The organism is Brevibacillus sp. FW306-2-1A-C05A (assembly GCF_058781555.1).
In genome coordinates this window covers 402276-425377 of the sequence record NZ_JBYSWV010000001.1, presented here as the reverse complement: position 1 = coordinate 425377, position 23102 = coordinate 402276, and the positions used below count along the sequence as shown (strand labels likewise).

Annotated in this window: 23 protein-coding genes and 1 other annotated feature; of the genes, 21 read left to right on the top strand and 2 right to left on the bottom strand. The window is 53.6% G+C overall.

Going from position 1 to position 23102, the window contains the following annotated elements:
* Nucleotides 1–18 precede the first annotated feature (18 nt).
* The 20 genes from AC3WJN_RS02200 to AC3WJN_RS02105 all read left to right on the top strand — a co-directional run bounded on the left by AC3WJN_RS02200 (nt 19) and on the right by AC3WJN_RS02105 (nt 19972).
* Nucleotides 19–729 (top strand): DUF881 domain-containing protein, encoded by a 711-nt coding sequence (locus AC3WJN_RS02200; RefSeq protein ID WP_238500877.1) that lies wholly within the window; start codon nt 19–21, stop codon nt 727–729.
* A 24-nt stretch (nt 730–753) separates the two neighbouring features.
* Nucleotides 754–1500: a DUF881 domain-containing protein gene (locus AC3WJN_RS02195; protein ID WP_005832969.1), complete on the top strand. Its 747-nt coding sequence runs from the start codon at nt 754–756 to the stop codon at nt 1498–1500.
* A gap of 2 nt (nt 1501–1502) precedes the next feature.
* Entirely contained in the window at nt 1503–1850 is a 348-nt protein-coding gene (locus AC3WJN_RS02190) for a small basic family protein (protein ID WP_005832967.1), read from the top strand.
* A gap of 143 nt (nt 1851–1993) precedes the next feature.
* On the top strand, nt 1994–3247 hold the full coding sequence (gene ftsA / locus AC3WJN_RS02185; RefSeq protein ID WP_005832964.1) for a cell division protein FtsA: 1254 nt from the start codon (nt 1994–1996) through the stop codon (nt 3245–3247).
* 148 nt (nt 3248–3395) lie between these two features.
* Nucleotides 3396–4544, top strand: coding sequence for a cell division protein FtsZ (gene ftsZ / locus AC3WJN_RS02180; protein ID WP_007784216.1), 1149 nt, complete (start codon nt 3396–3398; stop codon nt 4542–4544).
* A gap of 260 nt (nt 4545–4804) precedes the next feature.
* Nucleotides 4805–5767: a sigma-E processing peptidase SpoIIGA gene (gene spoIIGA, locus AC3WJN_RS02175; RefSeq protein ID WP_005832960.1), complete on the top strand. Its 963-nt coding sequence runs from the start codon at nt 4805–4807 to the stop codon at nt 5765–5767.
* A gap of 2 nt (nt 5768–5769) precedes the next feature.
* The gene (gene sigE, locus AC3WJN_RS02170) at nt 5770–6492 is read left to right on the top strand and encodes an RNA polymerase sporulation sigma factor SigE (RefSeq protein ID WP_007784220.1); all 723 of its coding nucleotides are present in this window, start codon (nt 5770–5772) and stop codon (nt 6490–6492) included.
* Between the two features lie 147 nt (nt 6493–6639).
* Complete coding sequence (gene sigG, locus AC3WJN_RS02165; protein ID WP_005832957.1) at nt 6640–7419, top strand: RNA polymerase sporulation sigma factor SigG; 780 nt, start codon at nt 6640–6642, stop codon at nt 7417–7419.
* Between the two features lie 160 nt (nt 7420–7579).
* Entirely contained in the window at nt 7580–7864 is a 285-nt protein-coding gene (locus tag AC3WJN_RS02160; RefSeq protein WP_005832955.1) for a YlmC/YmxH family sporulation protein, read from the top strand.
* A 75-nt stretch (nt 7865–7939) separates the two neighbouring features.
* Nucleotides 7940–8776 carry a peptidoglycan editing factor PgeF gene (gene pgeF, locus AC3WJN_RS02155; protein WP_007784225.1) on the top strand — a complete coding sequence of 279 codons (837 nt, stop codon included), beginning with the start codon at nt 7940–7942 and terminating at the stop codon, nt 8774–8776.
* 6 nt (nt 8777–8782) lie between these two features.
* On the top strand, nt 8783–9484 hold the full coding sequence (locus AC3WJN_RS02150) for a YggS family pyridoxal phosphate-dependent enzyme (RefSeq protein WP_005832951.1): 702 nt from the start codon (nt 8783–8785) through the stop codon (nt 9482–9484).
* Between the two features lie 42 nt (nt 9485–9526).
* The gene (locus AC3WJN_RS02145) at nt 9527–9952 is read left to right on the top strand and encodes a cell division protein SepF (protein ID WP_005832949.1); all 426 of its coding nucleotides are present in this window, start codon (nt 9527–9529) and stop codon (nt 9950–9952) included.
* 29 nt (nt 9953–9981) lie between these two features.
* Nucleotides 9982–10245 (top strand): YggT family protein, encoded by a 264-nt coding sequence (locus AC3WJN_RS02140; RefSeq protein WP_005832947.1) that lies wholly within the window; start codon nt 9982–9984, stop codon nt 10243–10245.
* A gap of 10 nt (nt 10246–10255) precedes the next feature.
* Nucleotides 10256–11029 (top strand): YlmH family RNA-binding protein, encoded by a 774-nt coding sequence (locus tag AC3WJN_RS02135; protein ID WP_007784233.1) that lies wholly within the window; start codon nt 10256–10258, stop codon nt 11027–11029.
* 99 nt (nt 11030–11128) lie between these two features.
* Nucleotides 11129–11614: a DivIVA domain-containing protein gene (locus tag AC3WJN_RS02130; RefSeq protein WP_007784235.1), complete on the top strand. Its 486-nt coding sequence runs from the start codon at nt 11129–11131 to the stop codon at nt 11612–11614.
* A 71-nt stretch (nt 11615–11685) separates the two neighbouring features.
* Nucleotides 11686–11949, top strand: a binding site (T-box leader).
* 47 nt (nt 11950–11996) lie between these two features.
* A complete protein-coding gene (gene ileS, locus AC3WJN_RS02125; protein ID WP_007784237.1) occupies nt 11997–14783 on the top strand; it encodes an isoleucine--tRNA ligase in 2787 nt (928 codons plus the stop codon).
* A gap of 249 nt (nt 14784–15032) precedes the next feature.
* Complete coding sequence (locus AC3WJN_RS02120) at nt 15033–16115, top strand: YncE family protein (RefSeq protein ID WP_007784240.1); 1083 nt, start codon at nt 15033–15035, stop codon at nt 16113–16115.
* A 565-nt stretch (nt 16116–16680) separates the two neighbouring features.
* Nucleotides 16681–17442 carry a TraR/DksA C4-type zinc finger protein gene (locus tag AC3WJN_RS02115; protein WP_007784242.1) on the top strand — a complete coding sequence of 254 codons (762 nt, stop codon included), beginning with the start codon at nt 16681–16683 and terminating at the stop codon, nt 17440–17442.
* Complete coding sequence (locus tag AC3WJN_RS02110) at nt 17429–18568, top strand: mandelate racemase/muconate lactonizing enzyme family protein (protein ID WP_005833433.1); 1140 nt, start codon at nt 17429–17431, stop codon at nt 18566–18568. The genes AC3WJN_RS02115 and AC3WJN_RS02110 overlap by 14 nt, the downstream gene beginning before the upstream one ends.
* Before the next feature lie 15 nt (nt 18569–18583).
* Nucleotides 18584–19972 (top strand): MFS transporter, encoded by a 1389-nt coding sequence (locus AC3WJN_RS02105; RefSeq protein ID WP_007784246.1) that lies wholly within the window; start codon nt 18584–18586, stop codon nt 19970–19972.
* 99 nt (nt 19973–20071) lie between these two features.
* Here AC3WJN_RS02105 and AC3WJN_RS02100 read toward each other — a convergent pair whose 3' ends face one another.
* Both AC3WJN_RS02100 and AC3WJN_RS02095 read right to left on the bottom strand, forming a co-directional pair.
* Nucleotides 20072–20557 (bottom strand): NUDIX domain-containing protein, encoded by a 486-nt coding sequence (locus tag AC3WJN_RS02100; protein ID WP_005833429.1) that lies wholly within the window; start codon nt 20555–20557, stop codon nt 20072–20074.
* 21 nt (nt 20558–20578) lie between these two features.
* Nucleotides 20579–21502, bottom strand: a complete 924-nt coding sequence (locus tag AC3WJN_RS02095; protein ID WP_005833428.1) for an NAD(P)/FAD-dependent oxidoreductase — start codon at nt 21500–21502, stop codon at nt 20579–20581.
* A gap of 226 nt (nt 21503–21728) precedes the next feature.
* Between AC3WJN_RS02095 and AC3WJN_RS02090 the strand changes: the two genes are divergently transcribed.
* Nucleotides 21729–23084: an LCP family protein gene (locus AC3WJN_RS02090; protein WP_005833426.1), complete on the top strand. Its 1356-nt coding sequence runs from the start codon at nt 21729–21731 to the stop codon at nt 23082–23084.
* Nucleotides 23085–23102 lie beyond the last annotated feature (18 nt).

Here is a 23102-nt window from a genome sequence, read left to right as displayed (position 1 = left end):
AAAAAGGGGAAGCAGACAATGAGTCGTCGCCGCAAGTTTCATTTGTATTTAACTGTTGTGACCTTCTGTACCGGTTTTTTGGTAGCGACCTCGTTTGAGACTACCAAGCTCACGCGCAAAGAGCGGCTGAACGATCAGTTGTTCCAGCAGGAAACGCAATTGAACGATCGGATTTTGTCCGAAAAAGAACAAAACAGGCATCTGGAAAAACAACTGATCGATCTGCAGCGGCAGGTGGGCAAAGTCGAGGAAGCGATGGCGCAGCGAAAATCGGAAGCAGCCGAAACGCTCAGCCAACTGGAAGCCGCGCGGATGCTCTCTGGCGTAGTAGCCGTAGAAGGGCCGGGAATCGTCATCACGATGCAAGACAGCCAAACGGCCGCCAGCAGCTCGGACATCGCCAACTTCATCGTGCATGAGCAGGACGTCCGCCTGGTCGTCAACGAGCTGCGTGCAGCGGGAGCGGAGGCGATCAGCATCAACGGCCAGCGGCTGGTGAGCAACTCTTCCATCCGCTGTGTCGGGCCGACGATTATCGTCAACGGGATCAAGTCAGCGGCTCCCTTTGTGATTTCGGCAATCGGCAATCCGGAGACGATGGAGAGTGCTCTCAATTTGCCGGGGGGAGTACTGCACTCCCTGCAAGATTTTGTTCAAATCGACCTGGTGAAAAAGGACAAGTTGCAACTGCCGGCTTTCGTCGGCGACGCCAAAACGAAACACTCCTAAAAGGGAAAAGGATGCGTTTGCCCCATGTTACAAAAAAGCCGTAAAATCACGTTTATTCTTGCCATTATTAGTGCTATCATAGGTGTGATGTTGGCTGTACAGTTGCGCAGCAGCTTACATCCCGTACATAAGGAGTCTCGCAGCATCGCGGAACTTCGGACCACGCTGCAAAAAGAACTGGAGAAACACAAGAACCTGCTTGCAGATATTTCCAAGTACAATCAGTTGTACTACCAATACGAAACCTCGCTAAGTGAAGACGAGAGCATTTCTGTCATGAAAGAAGAGCTGGAACGAAACCGCCGGTTGGCCGGAATGGTGGAAGTGGAAGGAGAAGGCATTGTGCTGCAAGTCGTCGATGCCCCCATGCCCGAGGAGCCGATTCTGGACGATCACATGCAGGTGCCTGTTGTAGGGGAATACACGATTGACGATGAAGATTTGCGTTGGCTGGTCAATATCCTGTTTGCGAACGGAGCGCAGGCGGTATCCATCAATGAGCACAGGTTGGTTGCCACCTCTGCGATTCGCAATGTCGGGGATGTCATTCAGATCGATACGAGGACGATTAAACCTCCGTATGAAATAAAAGCATTGGGGGAGCCCGAAGTACTGCTGTCCGCCTTGAAGCTGGAAGGGGTCGAAGAGAACTTCCGGCTCGCGAATAAAAAGGTGCTGGCCGAAAAACGGGACAAGCTGATGATTTCTGCAAACAAAGAAACACGCGTCATTCAATTTATGAAACCTGTAAAAGAAAAAGGAGATTCGTAACCATGTGGCTCCCGCTTATCGGACTGATTGTCGGTCTCGCTGTCGGCTTCCTTCTGGATTGGCGCGTGCCCCAGGAGTATAGCAGCTATCTCTCCATCGCCCTCTTGGCTGGATTGGACACGATCTTTGGGGGAATCCGCTCGTTTCTGGAGCGCACCTTCAACGTTCGGATCTTCATGTCCGGATTCTTTTTCAATACGCTGTTTGCAGCCGGCCTTGCCTTCATCGGCGGCTTCCTGGGGATTGATCTTTACCTGGCGGCGATTGTGGCTTTCGGGGTGCGTCTTTTCAATAACCTGGCCGTAATTAGGAGAATTGTTCTATCCCGTTGGATCAATCAGCAGGAATAGCCGTAACAAATGGGAAGAAGGTCATTTTTTTACAAAAATTCTATATGAAAAAAAGGGAATGGTTGTCCTGTGTGGAATAATTTATGCAGGTGTTCTCATTTTATTAGCAAGACAAAAGACGTAGCAGGGGAGGTGTCACAGGTTTGGTAAGTAATGAACTCATCGTCAGCCTAGACATTGGAACATCCAAAGTACGCGTCATGATCGGCGAAATCAACAACGGTTCCATCAACATCATCGGCGTCGGACAATCACATTCTGAAGGCATCAAGAAAGGCGTGATTGTTGACATCGACCAAACCGTGCATGCCATCCGGGAAGCGGTTGACCATGCCGAGCGCATGGTTGGCGTTTCAATCGAAGAAGTGTATGTGGGGATCACTGGAAACCATATCGAGTTGCATGAAACCCAAGGGGTTGTCGCTGTATCCAGCGAAGACCGTGAGATACGAGAAGAAGATATCCAACGCGTCATTCAGGCAGCGAAGGTCGTAGCGATTCCACCGGACCGTGAAATCATTGAGGTAGTTCCAAAGGAGTACATCGTAGACGGGCAAGGTAGTATAAAAGACCCGCGGGGCATGATTGGCGTCCGACTGGAAATGGAAGGTACCATTGTGACCGGATTGAAGACGGTTGTACATAACATTGTTCGCTGTGCTCAACGGACCAATTTGCGCGTGGCTGGAATTTTCTTGCAACCGCTTGCGGCTAGCACTGTCGCCCTTTCCAAAGATGACAAAAACATGGGTGTCGTTCTTGTCGACATCGGTGCGGGTTCTACCACGATCGGTGTATTCGAGCAAGGGAAGTTGGCAGCGACCACCGTGATCGGCATCGGTGGCGACCACATTACGAGCGACATTGCATTGGGATTGCGCACACATACGGATGTAGCAGACCGCGTGAAGATAAAAAACGGGTGTGCATTGATCGACGAAGCTTCTGAAGATGTGAAGTTCAAGGTGAACCGGATTGGCAGTGAAGTCGAAAAGCAGTTTACGCAAGTGGATTTGGCCAATATCATTGAGCCGCGCGCTGCAGAAATATTCCAACTGGTCGAGGAGGCCGTCTACAAGCTGGGCTTCCGCGACGAGATTGCAGGTGGCTACGTTCTCACAGGCGGTACCGTAGCGATGCCTGGCATGCTGGAATTGGCAAAAGAAGAATTGGACGCACCTGTTCGCATCGCAATTCCTGATTACATCGGAGTGCGGGATCCTGCCTACACCACAGGGGTAGGTTTGATTCAATATGCCTTGCAGTTGATGGAGCGCCGCAGCGTACGCGTCACCCCCTCATTCAAGGGCACTCAGAAGCAAACCGTTGTGAAGCAGCCGAAAGAAGGCGGCGGTTTAATGGAAAAAGTGAAAAACTGGTTTAGCGAGTTTATTTAGTCGCTTGCCGTAGTTAACACAATGGCGAAAATTGGAACGTTTCGTTCTTCGAAAAACATGGAAGAGAATAACGGGATGTCCCATTCGTTTTGTCAATCGGCTTCTTGGGCCACGAAGTTTTTATGTTGAATTGGGGAGGACTAGCAATATGCTGGAATTTGATATGGACATGGAATCCTTTGCACGAATTAAAGTAATTGGATGCGGCGGCGGCGGAAGCAACGCAGTCAACCGCATGATTGCAGGCGGTTTGAAAGGGGTAGAGTTCATCACCTTGAACACCGATGCCCAGGCGCTCCAATTGTCCAGTGCAGACATCAAACTGCAAATTGGCGAAAAACTGACGCGCGGTCTCGGAGCAGGCGCGAATCCTGAAATCGGAAAAAAAGCAGCGGAAGAAAGCCGCGATATGATTGAAAATGCCCTGCGCGGTGCGGACATGGTGTTCGTTACAGCGGGAATGGGCGGAGGAACGGGTACGGGGGCGGCTCCTGTAGTTGCAGAGATCGCCAAGGAACTGGGCGCTCTCACCGTTGGCGTTGTAACCCGTCCGTTTTCCTTCGAGGGCCGCAAGCGTTCCCAGCACGGTGAAGCCGGAATTGCTGCGCTCAAGGAAAAAGTAGACACGCTGATCGTCATTCCAAACGACCGTTTGCTGGAAATCGTCGATAAAAATACGCCGATGCTGGAAGCATTCCGTGAAGCGGACAACATCCTGCGCCAAGGGGTGCAAGGGATTTCCGACCTGATCGCGGTACCGGGGCTTATCAACCTCGACTTCGCTGACGTGAAAACGATCATGACCGAGCGCGGCTCCGCCCTGATGGGGATCGGCGTAGGCAGCGGGGAAAACCGTGCGGCAGAAGCGGCTCGCCGCGCTATTTCCAGCCCGCTTCTGGAGACGTCCATCGACGGCGCACGCGGTGTCCTGATGAACATCACAGGCGGTACGAATCTGAGCCTGTACGAAGTAAATGAAGCAGCCGACATCGTTTCTTCCGCAGCAGACCCGGATGTCAACATGATTTTCGGTGCGGTCATTAACGAAGACTTGAAAAACGAACTGGTGGTTACGGTGATTGCGACCGGCTTCGAGCAAACGCAGCGCGCGGCAGAAGCGCCTCGTCGCCAGCAACAGCCGATCAGCTCGGCCGGCAACCGCCCGACGCCGATTTCCAACGTGAATACGGGTCGTGCGAAGGAAGAAGAGGATGACAAGTCCCTCTTCTCCATGAGCAACCTCGACAACCTCGATATTCCGGCATTTTTGCGCAATCGTCGTCGTAACAAAAAATAGTGTCGCCAAAACGAAAAGCCTTGTTCCCTTACTTGCGGGAACGAGGCTTTTTTGCGTGCGTAGACCAGAAAGTGTTAGACAAAAAATCCAAAAAAACACCGTCAAGAATTGACAGACTTTACATACACATTGATATATACTGCTTTTACTGATAGAAGCCAGTGTACGTAGGCAGCGCAGCACTGGCCGAAAACACACTTGGCAACTCTTGCAGCTCTCGGATTTTCGCCAAGGCGAAACCAGATCGGAGGTGAGAGCAAGTGGTTGTGTATCTTGATATCATTCTACTCCTCAACCTCGCCATTGATACCTTGTTGCTCTGGTTTACGGCGTATTTTCGCAAAGAGCGCGTGGTGTGGTGGAGAATGATCGCGGCCGCCTTGTTCGGGTGCTCGTATCTGGTCTTTTTCTTTTTCCCGGCGTTTTCATCCATGTATCAATGGTCAGTCAAACTGCTCTTTTCCATTCTCATGCTCTGGATTGCATTTGGTAACAGGAGGTTGTTGTCGTTTGCGCAAAACTTAATCATCTTTTACTTTGTCGCTTTTGTCTTTGGAGGCGGGGTATTCGGTCTGCAATATTTTTTGGCCCCGCAAAACGAAATCGTCAACGGATTGGTTGTGACGCACAATGACGGGTTTGGCGTCGGCTTCAAGCCTACGCTCGCGATTGTTGCCGTCGGCTTCACGCTCGTCTTTTTCCTCGGGAAAAAGAGCTACAAGGCGATCCAGGAGCCGCGCAGGATCGAAACGTTTCTCGTCGATGTCGTCGTGACCATAGCCAAGGAGAAAGTCATTTGCCGCGGTTTGGTGGACACAGGCAATCAGCTCCACGAGCCGATTACGCGTCTGCCGGTCATGATTATCGAAAGTCGCATGCTGGCTCATCTGCTTCCGCCGTCGCTTCTCCGACAAACCGATGAAAACGGTGGAGTGTGGGAGAAGCTGGACGGATCCTGGGATGACCTGCCGATCGAATGGCAGTCTCGCGTGCGCCTGATCCCGTATCGGAGCGTGTCGCGGGGAATGGATTTTTTGCTTGCGATCAAGCCAGATCATGTGTTGGTTGTACAGGAAGGGCTTCGTTATGAAACCGAAAAAGTGCTGATCGGGCTGAACCCGATTCCGCTCTCAGCCGACGGGAAGTACCAAGCGATCGTGCATCCTGCCATGATGGAAGCATATACGCAAGAACCTACCTTTATTCTCAAACAGGAGGGCTAATCATGTATGTAAAACTTCGCCTACAACTCCAGTTGACCTGGTACCGTTTCCTGCTGTGGATTGGTGTACGCGCTGAAGAAGTCTATTATATTGGCGGGAGTGAAGCATTGCCTCCACCGTTGACGCGAGAAGAAGAGGAAGTGCTCCTGGGACGCCTGCCATCGGGCGATTCTGCGGTGCGCGGTATGCTGATCGAGCGCAATCTGCGGCTGGTCGTCTACATTGCCCGCAAGTTCGAAAATACGGGGATCAACATTGAGGATTTGGTCAGCATCGGGACGATCGGCTTGATTAAAGCGGTCAACACGTTTGACCCGGAGAAAAACATCAAGCTGGCGACATACGCCTCCCGCTGTATCGAAAACGAGATTTTGATGTATTTGCGCCGCAACAACAAAATCCGCTCCGAGGTGTCTTTTGACGAGCCGCTCAACATCGACTGGGATGGCAACGAGCTGTTGCTGTCGGATGTGCTCGGCACGGAAAACGACACGATCTACAAAAATATCGAGGACCAGGTGGATCGCAAGCTGTTGAAAAAAGCACTGGATAAGCTGTCCGAGCGGGAACGGATCATCATGGAGCTGCGCTTCGGCCTGGCAGGCGAAGAGGAGAAGACACAAAAAGACGTGGCCGATCTGCTCGGAATCTCCCAGTCGTATATTTCCCGTTTGGAAAAGCGAATTATAAAACGGTTGCGAAAAGAATTCAACAAAATGGTCTAGCGCATATTTTCCCAGCCTCAGGGGATACTGTTCCTAAACCGTAACAGATGGTGGCTTTTGCCACCTTCTTGGCGGCTACGCGTCAGTACGCGGCCTTTCAAGACAACCGGGTTAGGGACTTTTTTCTTGCTTCGAGGAGGGAAAGACGTGACGCGCAATAAGGTAGAGATATGCGGGGTAGATACTTCCAAGCTTCCGGTGCTGACAAACAAAGAAATGCGTGATTTGTTTGAGCGCCTGCAAAGCGGTGAGCTGGCTGCCCGTGAGAAACTGGTCAACGGCAACCTGCGTCTGGTGTTGAGTGTGATTCAGCGGTTCAACAATCGCGGAGAGTTCGTCGACGATCTGTTTCAAGTAGGCTGCATCGGATTGATGAAAGCGATCGACAACTTTGATCTGGGGCAAAACGTGAAGTTCTCTACGTACGCCGTCCCGATGATTATCGGGGAGATCAGGCGCTATCTGCGCGACAACAACCCGATTCGCGTTTCCCGTTCGCTGCGGGACATCGCCTACAAAGCCCTTCAGGTGCGAGACAACCTGACCAACAAGCATTCGCGAGAGCCCACCATTACCGAGATTTCTCAGGAATTGAACGTCGCCAAGGAGGACGTCGTGTTCGCGCTCGATGCGATTCAGGACCCCGTATCGCTCTTTGAGCCGATCTATCAGGATGGGGGAGATCCCATCTACGTCATGGATCAAATCAGCGATGAAAAGAACAAGGATGTCACATGGGTCGAAGAAATCGCCCTCCGCGAAGGGATGCAACGTCTGGGTGATCGGGAAAAAATGATTTTATCCATGCGCTTTTACGAGGGAAAAACCCAGATGGAAGTAGCAGAGGAAATCGGAATTTCGCAGGCACAAGTTTCCCGGCTGGAGAAGGCAGCCATCGCCCATATGCAAAAGCACGTCCAATCGTAATGAGAAACGACATAGGTCCCGACGGTCTTGTACCGTTGGGTTTTTTTATTCCCGCAGGCGCTCCGCCGCAAAGAGCCGCTCTTGTTTTTTCGGGCCGAGGAGGACATATTCTCCCGCTGGTTCATATACTGAAAGTAACGGAGAAAAGTGGGTGAGGAGAATGGTAAAAATCTCTGACTTCCAGACAAAAGAAGTGGTGAACATCCTGGATGGGAAGCGGCTGGGGACGATATCCGATTTGGAGATTGATCTGCGCCACGGACGCGTGGAAGCGATTGTCGTGCCGGGGCCAGGCAAATTCCTCGGGTTCTTTTCCTCCGGGAATGATTACGTCATTCCGTGGCGCAATATTGTGAAGATCGGGAAAGATGTGGTGCTGGTCCGGATGGAGGAGGCACTCAAGGTAGAAGCCAGAACCTCTGGCGGGGATGAATACAGGGAGTAAAGGGAGAAAGGCGGCAGTTAGCCTTTCTTTTCTTTTCGGCTATGGTATGATAAGCCATATGAGGAAGGTGACAGGATGAGAGAACCGTTTGTCTTGGAAGGGGAAAAATCCATTTTGGCGCTGGCGGACTGGCAAGCGCATTTCCCGGGGCTCGTGGCGGGCTTTACGGTTCGCCTTGGCGGGGAAAGTGAGGAACCGTACGGCTCGTTTAATATGGGACTGCACGTGGGAGACGACCCGGCGCATGTGATCGCGAACCGCAAAAAGCTGGCCGAGCAGGTCGGGATGCCGTTTGAGGCGTGGACATGCGCCGACCAGGTGCACGGCAACCGCGTCTGTCAGGTGACGGCGGGAGGTGCGGGAAAAGAGAGCCTCGGAGACGTCATTGCCGCAACAGACGGGCTGTTCACGCAGCAAAAGGGAGTCTTGCTGACGTCGTTTTACGCTGATTGCGTTCCGCTTTATTTTCTCGACCCGGCATCAGGAGCGATCGGGCTTGCCCACGCAGGCTGGAAAGGGACGGTCGGGCGTATTGCCGAGGAAATGGTGAAGGCGCTGCAAACGCACTATAAGGCGAAGCCGGGGGACATCCGCGTCGCGATTGGGCCATCCATCGGGGGTTGCTGCTACGAGGTGGATGAACGGATCATGACGCAGGTGCGGACGAGTGCGGAAAACTGGAAGACGGCAGTCTCTGCCTCCACAGAAGGGAAGTACATGCTCGATTTGCGGCAGTTAAATACGGAAATTTTGCGGGAAGCGGGGATTTCCCGGGCAAATATGTTGGTGACGGACTGGTGTACAAGCTGCCGGACAGACTTGTTTTTCTCGCATCGAAAAGAAGCCGGGCCGGGCAAAATGACAGGACGAATGGCTTCGTATATCGGCTGGAAGGAAACAGAAGGGAGATAGGGCATCGTGAAAATCAAGGAGCAGGAAGTGTTGAAAGAAAGATTGGCGGCGATTGAGACGCGCATTCAGGCGGCTTGCGAGAGGGCGAACCGTCGGCGCGAGGAAGTGAAAATCATCGCTGTGACCAAATACGTCGACGAGCAGGCCATCGGTGATTTGCTGGATGTCGGGATCGAGCATATCGGGGAAAACCGGGTGCAGGATGCCTTACCGAAATACGAGTTGCACAAAGACAGAGGCATCTGGCATTTTATCGGGCATCTGCAAACGAACAAGGCAAAAGAAGTCGTCGGGCGTTTCCCGTACATTCATTCGCTGGACCGCCTCTCGCTCGCCCAGGAGCTGAATCGCCGAGCCGAGGCGATCGACCAGGTCGTCAACTGCTTTTTGCAGGTCAATATTTCCGGGGAAGAGACAAAATTTGGGCTTAGTCCCAACGATGTATTGGCTTTTTTGCGTGAAACCAGTAATATGAAACATATAAAGATCGTCGGATTAATGACGATGGCGCCTGTTGTCGAAGATCAGGAGGAGGCGCGACCTGTATTTCGCGGACTGTGCGAGTGGAAAGCGCGGATCAATGAATGCGCGTTCCCGCATGCTCACATAGAAGAATTGTCCATGGGCATGTCCAGTGATTTTGAAGTGGCAATTGAAGAGGGAGCTACATATATTCGTCTTGGCTCTGTTTTGGTCAAGCCGGAATAGGGAAGAAACAGACGCGACAACGAGCAGGAGAGGAGGTAGCGTATGGGTGTCATGAACAAATTGATGGGGTTTCTGGGGCTAGATAACGAGGAATACATCGAGGAAACCACGGTAGAAGAGGAACGCGACGAATACGATTCTCACCACAAAAAGCAGCAGCCTGTCAGCCGGGCCAATAACGTAGTGCCGTTCCAAGCGCGGGAAAAGGAGGGAATCCGTTTGATTCTCTGTGAGCCCCGTCATTATAGCGATGCGCAAGACATTGCCGACAACCTTCGTCATCGCAGACCTGTGGTAGTCAATCTGCATCGGGTGGAAAAAGATCAGGCCAAAAGAATTATCGACTTTTTGAGCGGGACGGTTTACGCGCTGAATGGAGACATTCAAAAGGTGGGCGATACGATTTTTGTATGCACCCCGGACCATGTAGATATTCAAGGAACGATCTCCAGCGTTATGGAAGAGTAACGGACTAACACGATAAAAAGGGTGAGCTAATGGCGTACTTGTTTACCATTTTAAATTTTGCTTTTACAGTGTATCAGTACATGATTATTGCCTACATTTTGATGTCATGGGTGCCGCAAATGCGGGCAACTGGCATCGGCCAACTGCTGGAGAGACTGGTAGAGCCTTATCTGGCTCCGTTTCGCCGATTTATTCCCACACTCGGTTTCATTGATATTTCGCCCATCGTCGCTTTGATTGCCCTTCGCTTTGCCCAGTATGGCTTGTTCAGCATTCTGGAAAAACTGCTGTAGGACGAGTGCTATGAGCGTATTCGATCATTTTGCAAAAGAAGAACGTCCCTTTGTGGAACGGGCGCTGGAAATGCTGACGCTGGTAGAGCGTAAGCAGGCCATGCGCCTTACTGATTTTGTGGATCCACGGCAATGGCACATTATGAAAAGCCTTACGTCGCAAGTGCGCGATGTGAAAATTTCCGCGAGCGGCGGCTATGAAGGCGCCGAGCGGGTGCGCGTCCTCATTCATCCGGAGTACATCGAAGTGGAGCCCGAGGACTTCCGGCTTGCCCTGTTGGCAATCAAGGCAGACCAGCGCTTCCACACCCTGGAGCATCGCGATGTGATGGGAGCGCTGCTGCATGCGGGGATGAAGCGGGAAAAGTTCGGCGACATGCTGACGGACGTCGGGACATGCTATGCGATTGTGGCCGAGGAAGTCGCGGATTTTGTCTGCACGCAGGTGACGCAGATTCACCGGACCTCGGTGCAGTTTGAACGCGTGGCGTGGGAGTCGTTTACCCCGCCTGCGACCCGCTTTGCCGAAAAAACGATCACCGTGCCTTCGCCGCGAATTGATGCGGTAATCGGGGAAGTGCACAATATGTCCCGGGCCAAGGCACTGGTGCCGATTCGCGCGGGCAAAGTCAAGGTCAACTGGAAGGTTACGGAAGATCCTTCGACCCAATTGCAGCAAGGCGACATGGTGTCGCTCGCCGGATACGGGCGGTTTAAAATTTTGGAGATAGCCGGCCCGACGCGCAGCGGAAGACTGCGCATGATTGTCGGACTGGTTACATAAAATGAACGAGGGCGCAAAAAAATGTAAAATAAGGCAGGAAACAATGTCGATTCTGTCGAAAACATAAGTACGAATTATCGGGAAAAGTGGGGGGTTCATGTGCCATTAACGCCATTGGATATACACAATAAAGAATTCAGCACAGGCTTTCGCGGCTACAACATTGACGAAGTGAACGAATTTCTCGATCAGGTCATCAAAGACTTTGAACTCCTGATTAAAGAGAAAAAGGAAATGGAAGAACGGATCGCCATTCTCAATGAGCGTGTGGACCACTATAAGAGCCTGGAAGAAAACTTGAGCAAGTCGATTCTCGTCGCCCAGGAGACGGCGGAGGATGTCAAGTCCAATGCCCGCAAGGAAGCGCAACTGATCTTGAAGGAAGCCGAGAAAAACGCGGACCGGATTGTCAACGAAGCCTTGGCGAAGTCTCGCAAAATTGCGATTGAAATCGAAGAATTGAAAAAACGCGCGTCCGTTTACCGCATGCGCTTCCGCACGCTGCTGGAGGCCCAACTGGAAATGCTGGAGCACGGAGCATGGGACGACATCGAGCAGGCGGATTCTGCGGTAGTTGTTGAATAAAACATTGACGTTGTGCCGATGATGGTACTATAATGAAAAACAACTTTTTCGAAAACATTAATCCATATCACGACAAGACGATGAACGGGAAGAGTACGCGGAAACAGCACTGTCAAAGAGAGTCGGGAACAGGTGAAAGCCCGACCAGTCGCCTCTGCTGAAAATCACCCGGGAGTTCAAAATCCGAAAGCTTGGCCGCACGTTGTTGAGGCAGGCAAGTAAGTGAGCGCGTCATTCCCGTTACGAATGAACGAGTGGAACGAATCCCTCTGCATGTTTGCCGACGGGTTTGTTCAATCAGGGTGGTACCACGGGAGCCTTCTCTCGTCCCTTTTTTGGGATGAAGGAAGGCTTTTATTTATTTTTAGGAGTGAAGCAGGCTATGGACTACAGCAAAACCTTATCGCTACCGAAAACCGATTTCCCGATGCGCGGCAACTTGCCGACACGCGAGCCGCAAATCCAGGAGAAGTGGGAAGAGCAAAACATTTATCAACAAGTGCTTGCCCGCACGGAAGGACGCCCTTCGTTCGTTTTGCATGATGGCCCTCCTTATGCGAACGGAGACATCCACATCGGGCACGCGCTGAATAAAATTCTCAAGGACTTCATCGTTCGCTACAAGTCCATGGCAGGTTTCTACGCGCCGTACATCCCGGGCTGGGATACGCACGGCTTGCCGATTGAGCAGGCGATTGTCAACGCTCAAGGACTGGATCGCCGCAACATCGAGGTCAACGACTTCCGCAAGCGTTGCGAAGAGTACGCCTGGTCCTACATCGACAAGCAGCGCGATCAGTTCAAGCGACTGGGTGTTCGCGGCGACTGGGAAAATCCGTATGTCACGCTTTTGCCTGAGTACGAAGCCAACCAAATTCGCGTGTTCGGCGAGATGGCGAAAAAAGGCTACATTTACAAAGGACTTCGCTGTGTCTACTGGTCTCCGTCTTCCGAGACGGCACTGGCTGATGCGGAAATCGAATACAAAGACAAGCGTTCTCCTTCCATCTACGTAAGCTTCCAGGTCGTAGATGGCAAAGGCAAGCTGGATACCGAAACAGGTGTTGTCATCTGGACGACCACACCGTGGACGATCCCGGCAAACCTGGCGATCTCGCTTCATCCTGAACTGGAGTACAGCGTCGTCAAAGCCGATGGCCGTAAATTCCTCGTGGCAAACGGCCTGATCGAAGCAGCCAGCAAGGAAATCGGCTGGGAAAACGTAGAAGTTCTCGCCAGCTTCAAAGGACAGGAGCTGGAGGGCGTAGTGACGAAGCATCCAATCTACGACCGTCCATCGCCGCTGATTTTGGGCGAGCACGTGACACTGGATGCCGGTACAGGCTGCGTGCATACCGCTCCTGGACACGGGGAAGACGACTTCGCTGTCGGACAAAAATACAATCTCGGCGTGCTTTGCCCGGTTGACCATGAAGGAAAAATGACCAGTGAAGCTCCTGGTTTTGAAGGTCTTTTCTACGAAGATGCCAACAAGGCGGTCACCGAGAAGCTGAAAGAAAACGGAGCGCTCCTGAAGCTTAACTTCTTCACGCACTCCTACCCGCACGACTGGCGGACGAAAAAGCCGGTGATTTACCGCGCGACCGAGCAATGGTTCGCTTCCATCGACGGCTTTCGCGAGCAAATGCTCGAAGCGATCAAAAACGTGAAATGGATTCCGCATTGGGGAGAAACCCGTCTGGCGAACATGATCGCCGACCGCGGCGACTGGTGCATTTCCCGCCAGCGCGTCTGGGGCGTTCCGATTCCGATTTTTTATTGCAAATCGTGCAATGAGCCGATCATCAACGACACGACGATCAACCACATTGCCGAGCTGTTCCGCAAAGAAGGCTCCGCTGTCTGGTTTGCCCGCGAAGCAAACGAGCTGATTCCGCAAGGGCTTGCTTGCAGCAAGTGCGACTGCAAAGATTTCCGCAAAGAAACAGACATCATGGACGTATGGTTCGACTCCGGTTCTTCCCACCAGGCGGTTCTGCGCGAGCGCGGCCTCGCCTGGCCGGCTGACATGTACCTGGAAGGCTCCGACCAATATCGCGGCTGGTTCAACTCTTCGCTGTCCACAGGCGTTGCCGTCTATGGCACGGCACCGTACAAGGCGGTACTGAGCCACGGCTTTGCTCTCGACGGAGAAGGACGCAAAATGTCCAAGTCGCTCGGCAACGTGGTTGTGCCGCAGCAAGTCATCGACAAGCTGGGCGCCGACATCCTGCGCTTGTGGGTAGCTTCTGTCGATTACCAGGCAGACGTGCGCATTTCCGATGCGATCCTGAACCAGATCGCCGAGGTGTACCGCAAAATCCGCAACACGTTCCGCTTCCTGCTGGGCAACCTCGATGGATTTGACCCGGCGAAAGACCGCGTAGCGTATGAGCAACTGGGCGAGCTGGACCGTTATGTCTTGGCAAAAGCTGCGAAGGTCGTCAAGCGCTCCCGCAAGGCGTATGACGAATACCAGTTCCATACCGTTTTCCACGCGGTGCACAACTTCTGCGTGATCGACCTGTCTGCTTTCTACCTGGACATCTGCAAAGACCGTCTGTACGTCGAAGCGCCTGACAGCGTAAAACGCCGCGCTGCCCAAACGGTCATGTACGATTGCCTGCTCAGCCTGGTGAAGCTGGTAGCGCCGATTTTGCCGCATACCGCCGACGAGGTATGGTCCTTCATCCCGGGCGTGACCGAGCCAAGCGTGCAGTTGACCGACATGCCGGAAGGCGACGAGCAGCACCTGAGCTTCTCTGCCGAAGCGGAAAGCAAATGGGACGCGTTCCTCGCTGTCCGCGACGAGGTGCTCAAAGCGATGGAAGAAGCGCGCCGCAACAAAGTATTCGGCAACTCCGTCGACGCGAAGCTGGCGCTCTATCCGCAAACAGAGGAAGCAGCAAAAGCATTGGCGGCCATGGACGATCTGGCCGACCTGTTCATCGTCGCTCATGTCGACCTGCACGCCCAAGGCGAAGCCGCTCCGGCAGAAGCTGCCCAACTCGAAGGCATCGCGGTTGTCGTCTCCGCGGCTGACGGCCAAAAATGCGAACGCTGCCGCGTCGTGAAGCAGGACGTAGGCGCCCGCGAAGCGCATCCATCTATCTGCGTGCGCTGCGCAGATATCGTGGAGCAGCATTATGCGCATGTAGCTGAATCGTAATTTCAGATGTTTTTTCAGGACCTGTCATTCCTAAAGGGATGGCAGGTTTTTTCGGTCCCAACTATGGTCGAACTATGGTCGAAGATTTTGGTGCAAATTATTAACAAAATTGCAAAATATTAATTTACGATAAAGTAAATGACTAGGCCATAATAACCACAAATGGGTTTGGTTGGTAATTTTTTCTGTCAATGGACCGAGGCAGCTTTGTTTCGGTCCGTTTTTCCGTATGATTGGAGGGGGATCCGTATGAAAAAGTACTTGGTGTTTCTTCTGGTAATCATCCTTTTGTCAACGGCTTGTCAGACGGTGAATGAATTACCTGTAAAAAAGGAAACACCGCATTTGGCCGTTATCAAAGAGAGGGGGAAAGCCAATGTCGTCATCTTGAATAAAGACTACAAGGTCGTAGGGGAAAAGAAAATCGGCGAATTTCTGATTGATGGGCAGGTGGATGGGCAGACCTTGTACGCGATTGACTGTGGAATTGAGCCGGCGTTGAAAAACTTGTATGCCATAAACGTCCATGATCTCTCGTATCAAACGCTAACCTTGCCCTACATTCCCCAGAAAATATTTATTCATGATCGGGTAGCCTATATCGCTTCCTCTTCGGTCCAACAATCTGGCTTTCCGTTTATGCTTGTCGATTTGGAATCTTTTTCGCTGATTGACACGTTTACGGTTCCCGGCGCTGTCAGTTCCTTCATCCCCGAAGCGAATGGAGTCACGATGCATGTCAATGCGGGAGGACCGAACAAATTTGGCCCGTATGCCAAAAAAGTTCGCGTGGGGAAAGGGACAGCCGGAAAATACGAAATACTGGAAACGAAAGACACACCGCAAGAGCTTCCTCCTACCGATGTCATTTCGTATCAGGAAAAAAATATCGCGGTCTATGCGGGATTCGCCAAAGGGCCAAAGCCGAGATGGGTAAAGCAGCCAGAAGCCTATACAAGTAAAATAAAAGTGTTGGACAAAAAGAATGATTCCGTTTTACAGGAAATCGATCTGGAAGAGTCGTTCCCGCAGCAGATTGTGCAGAAGGACGATCTTGCTTTTATCAATCATTATACGGATTTGGATATGAGCGGGGAGATGATTTCCGTCTACGACTTGAAAACAATGAAGCTGATAACCAAGATTCGCTCGGAAACCCCGTCTTCCATTGCCCTGGCTGGCTCCCATCTTCTTGTTGCGAATTTTGTGCCGGGAACGGTAAGCGTGATTGATACGCAGGAGCGAAAGCAAATACAGCAAGTGGACGTTGGCGAGTGGCCGACAAAAGTGCTGGTTGTTCCAGACTCAAGCAGTCCCATACCGAAAGAATAATGAAACGGCCCTTCACTAACAGGGCTGTTTTTTGCTGCGCGGTTTTTCCGTTGCATAAGCAAATTTTTTAAGCCTCGCCGAACAACTACAAGCCCCTGACGAGGAAAGAGGAGAAATCCGCGAAAGCTCTTTGGGGTCCCGACCGAGGCGGAGTGGAAAAAACGAAACACGCTTTTAAGCGTCCACGCTGAGAAGCATCCTGAGTCAACCACTTTGGACGCGGTTTCGTTTTTTCCACGGAGCCGGGCAGCAAAGCTTCCTGCAGGGGCCCCAAGAAGCTACAGCGATTTCTCCTCTTTCCTCGCCTCCAGGGAAGCAACGATTAAGAAGCTTTTAAAAAAGAAAACCGAGCGAACACCAAAAGCTGCTATACCTGACAAAACAGCAACGAACAATCCGCAAGCCGAGGTTGACAAGTAAGCTTGACGGAGCCAGGGTCTTGCAGAGCACGAGAACCGAACGAACAAGCCACACCCATACCCTTCCCCAATCACTTCAAACGGTTATTTCCCGCCTGCAAAGCCATACTACCAGTTGAGGAAACCAAACAAAGGTGGTGGCCGACGTGGACCCAAAAATGCTGGCCAGCTTCAGGGAAAAGCTGCTTGCGCAGAAAAAAGAACTCGAAGACCGCGTACAGGATCATTACGGCATGCGAGAGCCGATGACGACCTCCTTGCAGGAATTTTCCATGTACGATAACCATCCGGCCGACATCGGCAGCGAGCTGTTTGAACGGGAAAAAGACCTCGCCCTCGACAGCCTCGACCGCGAGACATTAAAAGAAATCGAACAGGCGCTGACCCGCATGGAAGAAGGGACATACGGGCTGTGCACCGTCTGTGGCGAGCCGATTCCTGCCGAGCGACTCGAAGCCTTGCCCCAGGCGCAGACGTGCAAGGAACACGCGCCTGCGCCCCATGTGAACGAATCCCGGCCGATCGAGGAAGAGTTTTTGCAGCCCCCGTTTGGCCGCACGTCGCTCGACGAAAAAGAAGGGCAAAACGGCTTCGACGGGGAAGACGCCTGGCAGATCGTCGAGTCGTGGGGCACATCCAGCACGCCGTTCTCCTTCCAGGACAGCGATAAAGCCGACTATGGCGAAATGTACATCGAAAGCGACGAGCCGGATGGGTACGTCGAAGCCGTAGAAGAAATCGGCTACACCGATATCGACGGCTACCATGGTCCCGACAGCGTGCACTTCATGCGCAGCGAAACATACGAAGACTACATGCACAAAGGCGAAGGAAAAGGCAACTTCCTCCCCTACGACGAGTATGAGTCGCAAAACGAACCGCGCGAGGGGCGCGATGGCGTGGAATGACCGCAGTCTGCTGATCGAACGCGTCGAGACTTATCCGCTGTTGCACCGCTTGACGCAAGCCTACGGGGACGCCAACGGGTACAAGCGCTACCGCAGCACGTACCTCATCCGCATCATCACGCAAGCCGGGATCGATGGCTGGGGCGAAATTGTCGATTGGCTGCCCACCCTGGACCGCGGGTTTCGCGAGCGGATCGTCCCTTTTTTGCTCGGCAAGCATGCGTCCAGCCGGACACAGATCGCAGCGATCGTCAACAAATGGCACCAGCGATCGGCAGCAGGGGTCAGCATGGCGTTGACAGAGATCGTCGCCAAGGCAGCGGGGATGTCGGTCTGCCAGCTATGGGGCGGGGCGCTCCACCGGACCATTCCCGTCTACGCATCCTTTCAGTCGTATGCGGAGCGCGAGGACTGGATGACGCACTCGCTCAACCAGGTGGCAGCCGCTCTCGCAGCAGGATTCACCAGGTTCAAGGTAAAAATCGGCGGCCGCTCCGTTCGAGAAGATCAGGCGCACATTGTTCAGTTGATGGACATGCTCTCGCCGGAGGTACAGGTGGCGCTTGACGCCAACCAAAGCTACGATCTGGCGACCACCAGACAGTGGACGCGCATAATCGAGCGCTATCCGAACTGGCTGTGGCTGGAAGAGCCGATGCCGATGGAGCGCACGGAAGAATACGCCAAGCTGCGTGCCGCATTGCCCATTCCGCTTGCGGGCGGGGAAAACCTGGTCCGCTGTGCGCAGTTTTTGCCGCTATTCAAAGCGGGGGCGCTCGATATCGCACAGCCGGATTTGCTGCACACAGAAGGGATCGAGAGCTACCGGACCCATCTGCAAATGGCGCGGGAATTTGGCTATCGCGTGTCGCCGCATTCGTTTGATGGCGGGCTGGCACGCCTGTACACGCTGTTCGCGCAAGCATGCTTGCCTGCCTGGAGCAAAATGGACAGCGAACAGATCGAGCCAGTCGAGTGGGATGTCATGGAAAATCCGTTCACACACCTCTTTCCGCTGTACCCAGTCAACGGTGAAGTAGCCATCCCGAGCGGAGTGGGGATCGGCATGGAGCCGAATTGGGAGATTATCAACGCCACGCGCTGGGATGGCAGCGCATATGCGTGAGACGAGGAGTTTCGTATGGCGCAAAATGCGAAAAACCTGATTGGGCTGACAGGGATTCCGTTAGTCATGGTGCTTGGCAACTCGATGCTCATTCCCGTCCTGCCCACGATGAAAAACAAGATGGAGCTGACTTCGCTCCAGACCAGTCTGTTGATTACGGCTTTTTCCATTGCCGCCGGAATCGTGATTCCGCTGGCTGGATACTTGTCTGACCGTTTTGGCCGCAAAATCGTCATCCTGATCTCGCTCGCCCTGTACGGGACGGGCGGGCTGTTGGCGGGGCTTGCGGCACTCTGGCTCGATCAGCCGTACATGCTCATCATGGGCGGGCGCGTCCTGCAAGGGATCGGCGCAGCCGGGACAGCGCCGATTGCCATGGCGCTGGTCGGCGATCTGTTCGAGGGAGCGTCAGAGAGCAAAGCGCTCGGCCTGATGGAGACATCGAACGGGATGGGCAAAGTGCTCAGTCCCATTTTCGGGGCGCTGCTTGCGCTCATTTCCTGGTACATGGTCTTTCTCGCTTTCCCGATCATTTGCGGCGTCGTCCTTGTGCTGTTCCTGTTTTTGACCAAGGAAAAGAAGCAGGAGCGGCAGCCGCTTCCGGTCAAGCAGTATTTGCACAGAATCGCACAGGTGTTTAAGCAGCACGGCAAATGGCTCGTTCCCGCGTTTTTTATCGGCAGCATCTGCCTGTTCACGCTGTTTGGCGTTCTGTTCTACCTGTCTGATCTGCTGGAGGAAAAATACAAGATCGACGGCGTCATCAAAGGCGGATTTTTGGCGATTCCGCTGCTCGTCATGAGCATCGCTGCCTATGTGACAGGGCTGATTATCAAAAAGAAGCTAGGCCTGATGCGCCTGTTTGTGATCGTCGGGATGTTTCTGCTCGCGGCGTCGTACGTTCTCGCCAGCTTTGTAAAAGGCGCCTATGCGCTGATCGGCATTCTCATCATCGGCAGCATCGGTACAGGCATGATTTTGCCTTGCCTGAACTCGATGATTGTAGGAGCGGTGCAAAAAGCGGAGCGGGGCATGATTACGTCTTTGTACAGCGGCGTCCGCTTTATCGGCGTGGCTGTCGGGCCGCCGATTTTCACCTGGCTGCTCGGCATCTCCCGGACGGTCATGTTTTTCTCGATTGCCGGCTTGTCGCTTGTCTTCGCGATTTTGGCCATTTTTTTCTTGAAGCCGAAGCAGGCCGAACAAGGCGGGCAAAACCAGGAGCAGGATGCTGCCAAAGAGCGCGAAACGAAGGCGTGGCGGCAAGTGTCAGAGGTGCTCGGGATCGAGCCGGGGACGCAGCAGGAAAAGCGGCGGGCGCGGGCGATCGAGAAGTACGGCTTCGATGTGAACGACTTGTTTGCACGTATCTTGTCCGGGAAAAAAGAAAAGGAAAAAAACTGAAACAGGCAGCCCTGCGCAGCTCTCCCTCAGGAAAATGGGGATCGAAGCAGCAGCAGGGACGTGCCTGTTTGTTTGTGTGAACAGCTTATGCGCTTATGGTCAGGAGCGGACAGATGGGGCAGCAAACGGATGCAGCAACGCTCTTTCCAGCGTCAGAGGATAGACATCGTCGCGCAAAATGCGGCTGAACTGCCCGTCGCTTTTGATATCACGCGGAATGGTGTCGAAGAGGACGGTTTCGGTCACGTCAGAGCCAGAAGGCGTCGCAGCGTATGTAAGCACTTTTGCGATGTAGATGTCTTTTCGCTGTCCGCCGGCAAGCGTGTACTGGCCGATTCGCTCAATGCCTTCCAGCACAGCTCCCGTCTCTTCGTACACTTCCCGGACGGCAGCGGCGAGACTGCTTTCGCCAGGCTCGATTTTTCCTCCGGGCAGCTCTACGCCCCGGCTGCGGTGGCGGGTAAACAGCAGCTTTCCGTCATAAAAAGGGAGAATGAGCACGTGGCCTGCCGGATGAAGGCGATATTCGTCGGGGTCAAAGGTCAACTGCACAGGCAAACCGAAATCATCTGAAAAAGCGTACAAGAACAGCTCTCCTTTCTACGATCAGAACGGGGTAGATGAGCGATATTGCATGGAAATATGCTTGACTGCTTTCATCGCTTGCCCGACAGCGAGGGACAGGCTGGCATAGGCGGCTCCATTGGTGGCGTCACCCGTGCCGTAAATCCACGAATCGTCCGCGCGCTGAAATTCATCTGTTTTCAAATACCCTTCGCCAAACGTGGCAAGGCCGCCCAGCCCTGCGCAGTTGCCATGGACGCCGATGCGCGGCAAAATCCAGTCGACGGCCAGCGTTGGCGGATTTTCAGGCCGTCGCGAGGCCAGCGTCAAGCACAGCCGCTCTCCTTCGTCCTGGTAGCCTGTTACTTCCGTCTCCCACAGCAAAGACAAATTGGGCAGCCCCGCGATTTTGCGCAGCCACTCGGGGCGGGCGCGCAGATGGTTGCTGCGGATCAGCAAGTAGACATGGCGCGCATGCCTGGCGAGATTGACGGCGCTTTCCAGCGCGCGATCCCCTCCGCCGATGACGGCAAGCGCCAGCCCTGCGACCGATGTAGCTTCCGCTGTAGAGGAAAAAGCGGGGGGCAGGACGCGCTTGCAGCCGTTGAGGGCCGGGATCTCATTGGGGGTAACGCCCGTAGCGATAAGCAGATAGTCGACGCGATAGGCAGTCTTGGAGGTCGTCACGATGTGCGCATCGCGGTCAATGGCTAACAGCTCTTCTCCCAGCCGGACATTCAGGTTTTGGATGGTAGGATGCTGGTACAACTCGTCGAGAAGCGAAGCGCCCCGAGGGTACACCCGCGGAGGAAAATCCCAGATTTCATTGTGAATCTGGTGCAATTGCCCTCCGAGCCGATCCGATTTTTCCACCAGCAAGCAAGACAACCCCAATCGTTGGCACCAAATAGCGGCAGACAAACCCGCGATGCCGCCGCCTGCGATCAGCACCTGTACGTGTTCCACTCTCCAGTCCCCCGATCTTTTCTGTTTCCGATTTCCCAATAGTTTTAGACTACCTGTTTCGTTTCCGGAGTGCAAGGACTCACCGCCAAAACGACAAAACAGGTGTGTGGCCTTGACCGTCACCTACAATTTGACAGCAAAATGTGGTAAAATGGGACATGGTTTTCCAGAATAATAGAAAAATTGAACGGAAATGTTGGCACCATGGGAAAAGGAGTGAACCTGCGTGCAGGCCAAGAACGAAAAACAAGTGGCTCCTGTGAAGACGCCGCGGAAACGAAAAAAACGCGGACAGCGATCCAAGCGGATGTATCTGCTTCTGGCTGCGTGCCTGTTCCTCTGTTTGCTTGCGGTCGGGGCGGGGTATGCCTTGAACCAGGTGGACAAAACATTGGAGGACGTGACGAAAAACCCGTACAAGCTTCCCGATCAGCCAGTCGTGGAGCAGCCGTATGAGGAACAGAAATCCATTTCCTTTGTCATCGTCGGATTGGACACGCGCGCCAACATCGGGATGCTGAACACCGATGTGCTGGTCGTCGCTGTCGCTAACCCTGTCACGAAAAAGGTAACGATGGTGTCGCTGCCCCGTGACACGCGGGTCCAAATTCCTGGCGAGCCAGGCTATCACAAGATTAACGAAGTTTTTTCGATTGGCGAAGGGAAAAAGAAATTGGCGGAGAGCAAAGGACAGCCTGTCACGGAAAATGGCATGACGGTGCTGAAAAAGACGCTGGAGCACATGCTCGGTGTCTCGGTCAATCACTACGTCCAGCTCGACTTCGAAGGTTTTACCGCTGTGGTCGACAAGCTCGGCGGCGTCAAGGTAGACGTGGACCGCGACCTGGTGTACGAGCTGCCCAAGCAGGGCGTCTACCGCAGCTTGAAAAAAGGCACGCAAGTATTGAACGGCGAGCAGGCGCTTGGCTTCGTCAGACACCGGATCGACAGACGCGGCAGCGCCTACAACTCCAGCGACTTCGACCGCAACCGCCGCCAGCAGCAGGTCATTCGCGCTGTCGCGGACAAAATGGTTTCGATGGACGGAATTACCCACTTGACGGAGGTAATGGCGACCGTCGGCAAGCATATCAAAACCGATCTGTCCAAAGACCAGATCAAAGGGCTGGCCATGGACTTTGGCAGCATCTCTTCCGACAATATCGTCTCGTTGGAAAACGGCGCGATCTGGAGCTTTCCGTACTCTCTGTGGCCGAAGGAGAACATGCAGGCGGTCCGCAGCACGCTGCAGAAAGAGCTGGGAGTGGCAGAAGCCAGCGACAAGCTCAGCGATGCGGCGGTAGCGGAAATAGCCAAAGTCGAGATGAAAACAGAGACCAGACCGCAAACTACGAAGCCGTCGACCTCTTCGCAATCGGAAGTAGCGAAGCCGCAGCCGCAGAAGCCGTCGACTCCGGCGCCAAAACCGCAGCCGAAGCCAGAGACGCCAGCAGAGCCGACACCTGTGCCGGGTGGAGAAGCAGGCCAGGACAGCGAGTCGTATCCGAGCGACATGCCGCCGCCTGATATTCTCGCGCCGCCAGCTCCTGCGCCAGATGGCGGGGGCAGTGGGCAAACGTAACGATTTTTTTGCACCCTC

Bases quoted from the DNA above. Each gene is read 5' to 3' on its own strand.
- AC3WJN_RS02110 (WP_005833433.1), top strand. From the start codon at position 17,429: ATGGCGTGGAATGACCGCAGTCTGCTGATCGAACGCGTCGAGACTTAT.
- AC3WJN_RS02145 (WP_005832949.1), top strand. From the start codon at position 9,527: ATGGGTGTCATGAACAAATTGATGGGGTTTCTGGGGCTAGATAACGAG.
- AC3WJN_RS02200 (WP_238500877.1), top strand. From the start codon at position 19: ATGAGTCGTCGCCGCAAGTTTCATTTGTATTTAACTGTTGTGACCTTC.
- AC3WJN_RS02190 (WP_005832967.1), top strand. From the start codon at position 1,503: ATGTGGCTCCCGCTTATCGGACTGATTGTCGGTCTCGCTGTCGGCTTC.
- ftsZ (WP_007784216.1), top strand. From the start codon at position 3,396: ATGCTGGAATTTGATATGGACATGGAATCCTTTGCACGAATTAAAGTA.
- AC3WJN_RS02135 (WP_007784233.1), top strand. From the start codon at position 10,256: ATGAGCGTATTCGATCATTTTGCAAAAGAAGAACGTCCCTTTGTGGAA.
- pgeF (WP_007784225.1), top strand. From the start codon at position 7,940: ATGAGAGAACCGTTTGTCTTGGAAGGGGAAAAATCCATTTTGGCGCTG.
- AC3WJN_RS02105 (WP_007784246.1), top strand. From the start codon at position 18,584: ATGGCGCAAAATGCGAAAAACCTGATTGGGCTGACAGGGATTCCGTTA.
- AC3WJN_RS02160 (WP_005832955.1), top strand. From the start codon at position 7,580: ATGGTAAAAATCTCTGACTTCCAGACAAAAGAAGTGGTGAACATCCTG.
- ileS (WP_007784237.1), top strand. From the start codon at position 11,997: ATGGACTACAGCAAAACCTTATCGCTACCGAAAACCGATTTCCCGATG.
- AC3WJN_RS02120 (WP_007784240.1), top strand. From the start codon at position 15,033: ATGAAAAAGTACTTGGTGTTTCTTCTGGTAATCATCCTTTTGTCAACG.
- sigE (WP_007784220.1), top strand. From the start codon at position 5,770: ATGTATGTAAAACTTCGCCTACAACTCCAGTTGACCTGGTACCGTTTC.
- AC3WJN_RS02195 (WP_005832969.1), top strand. From the start codon at position 754: ATGTTACAAAAAAGCCGTAAAATCACGTTTATTCTTGCCATTATTAGT.
- AC3WJN_RS02140 (WP_005832947.1), top strand. From the start codon at position 9,982: ATGGCGTACTTGTTTACCATTTTAAATTTTGCTTTTACAGTGTATCAG.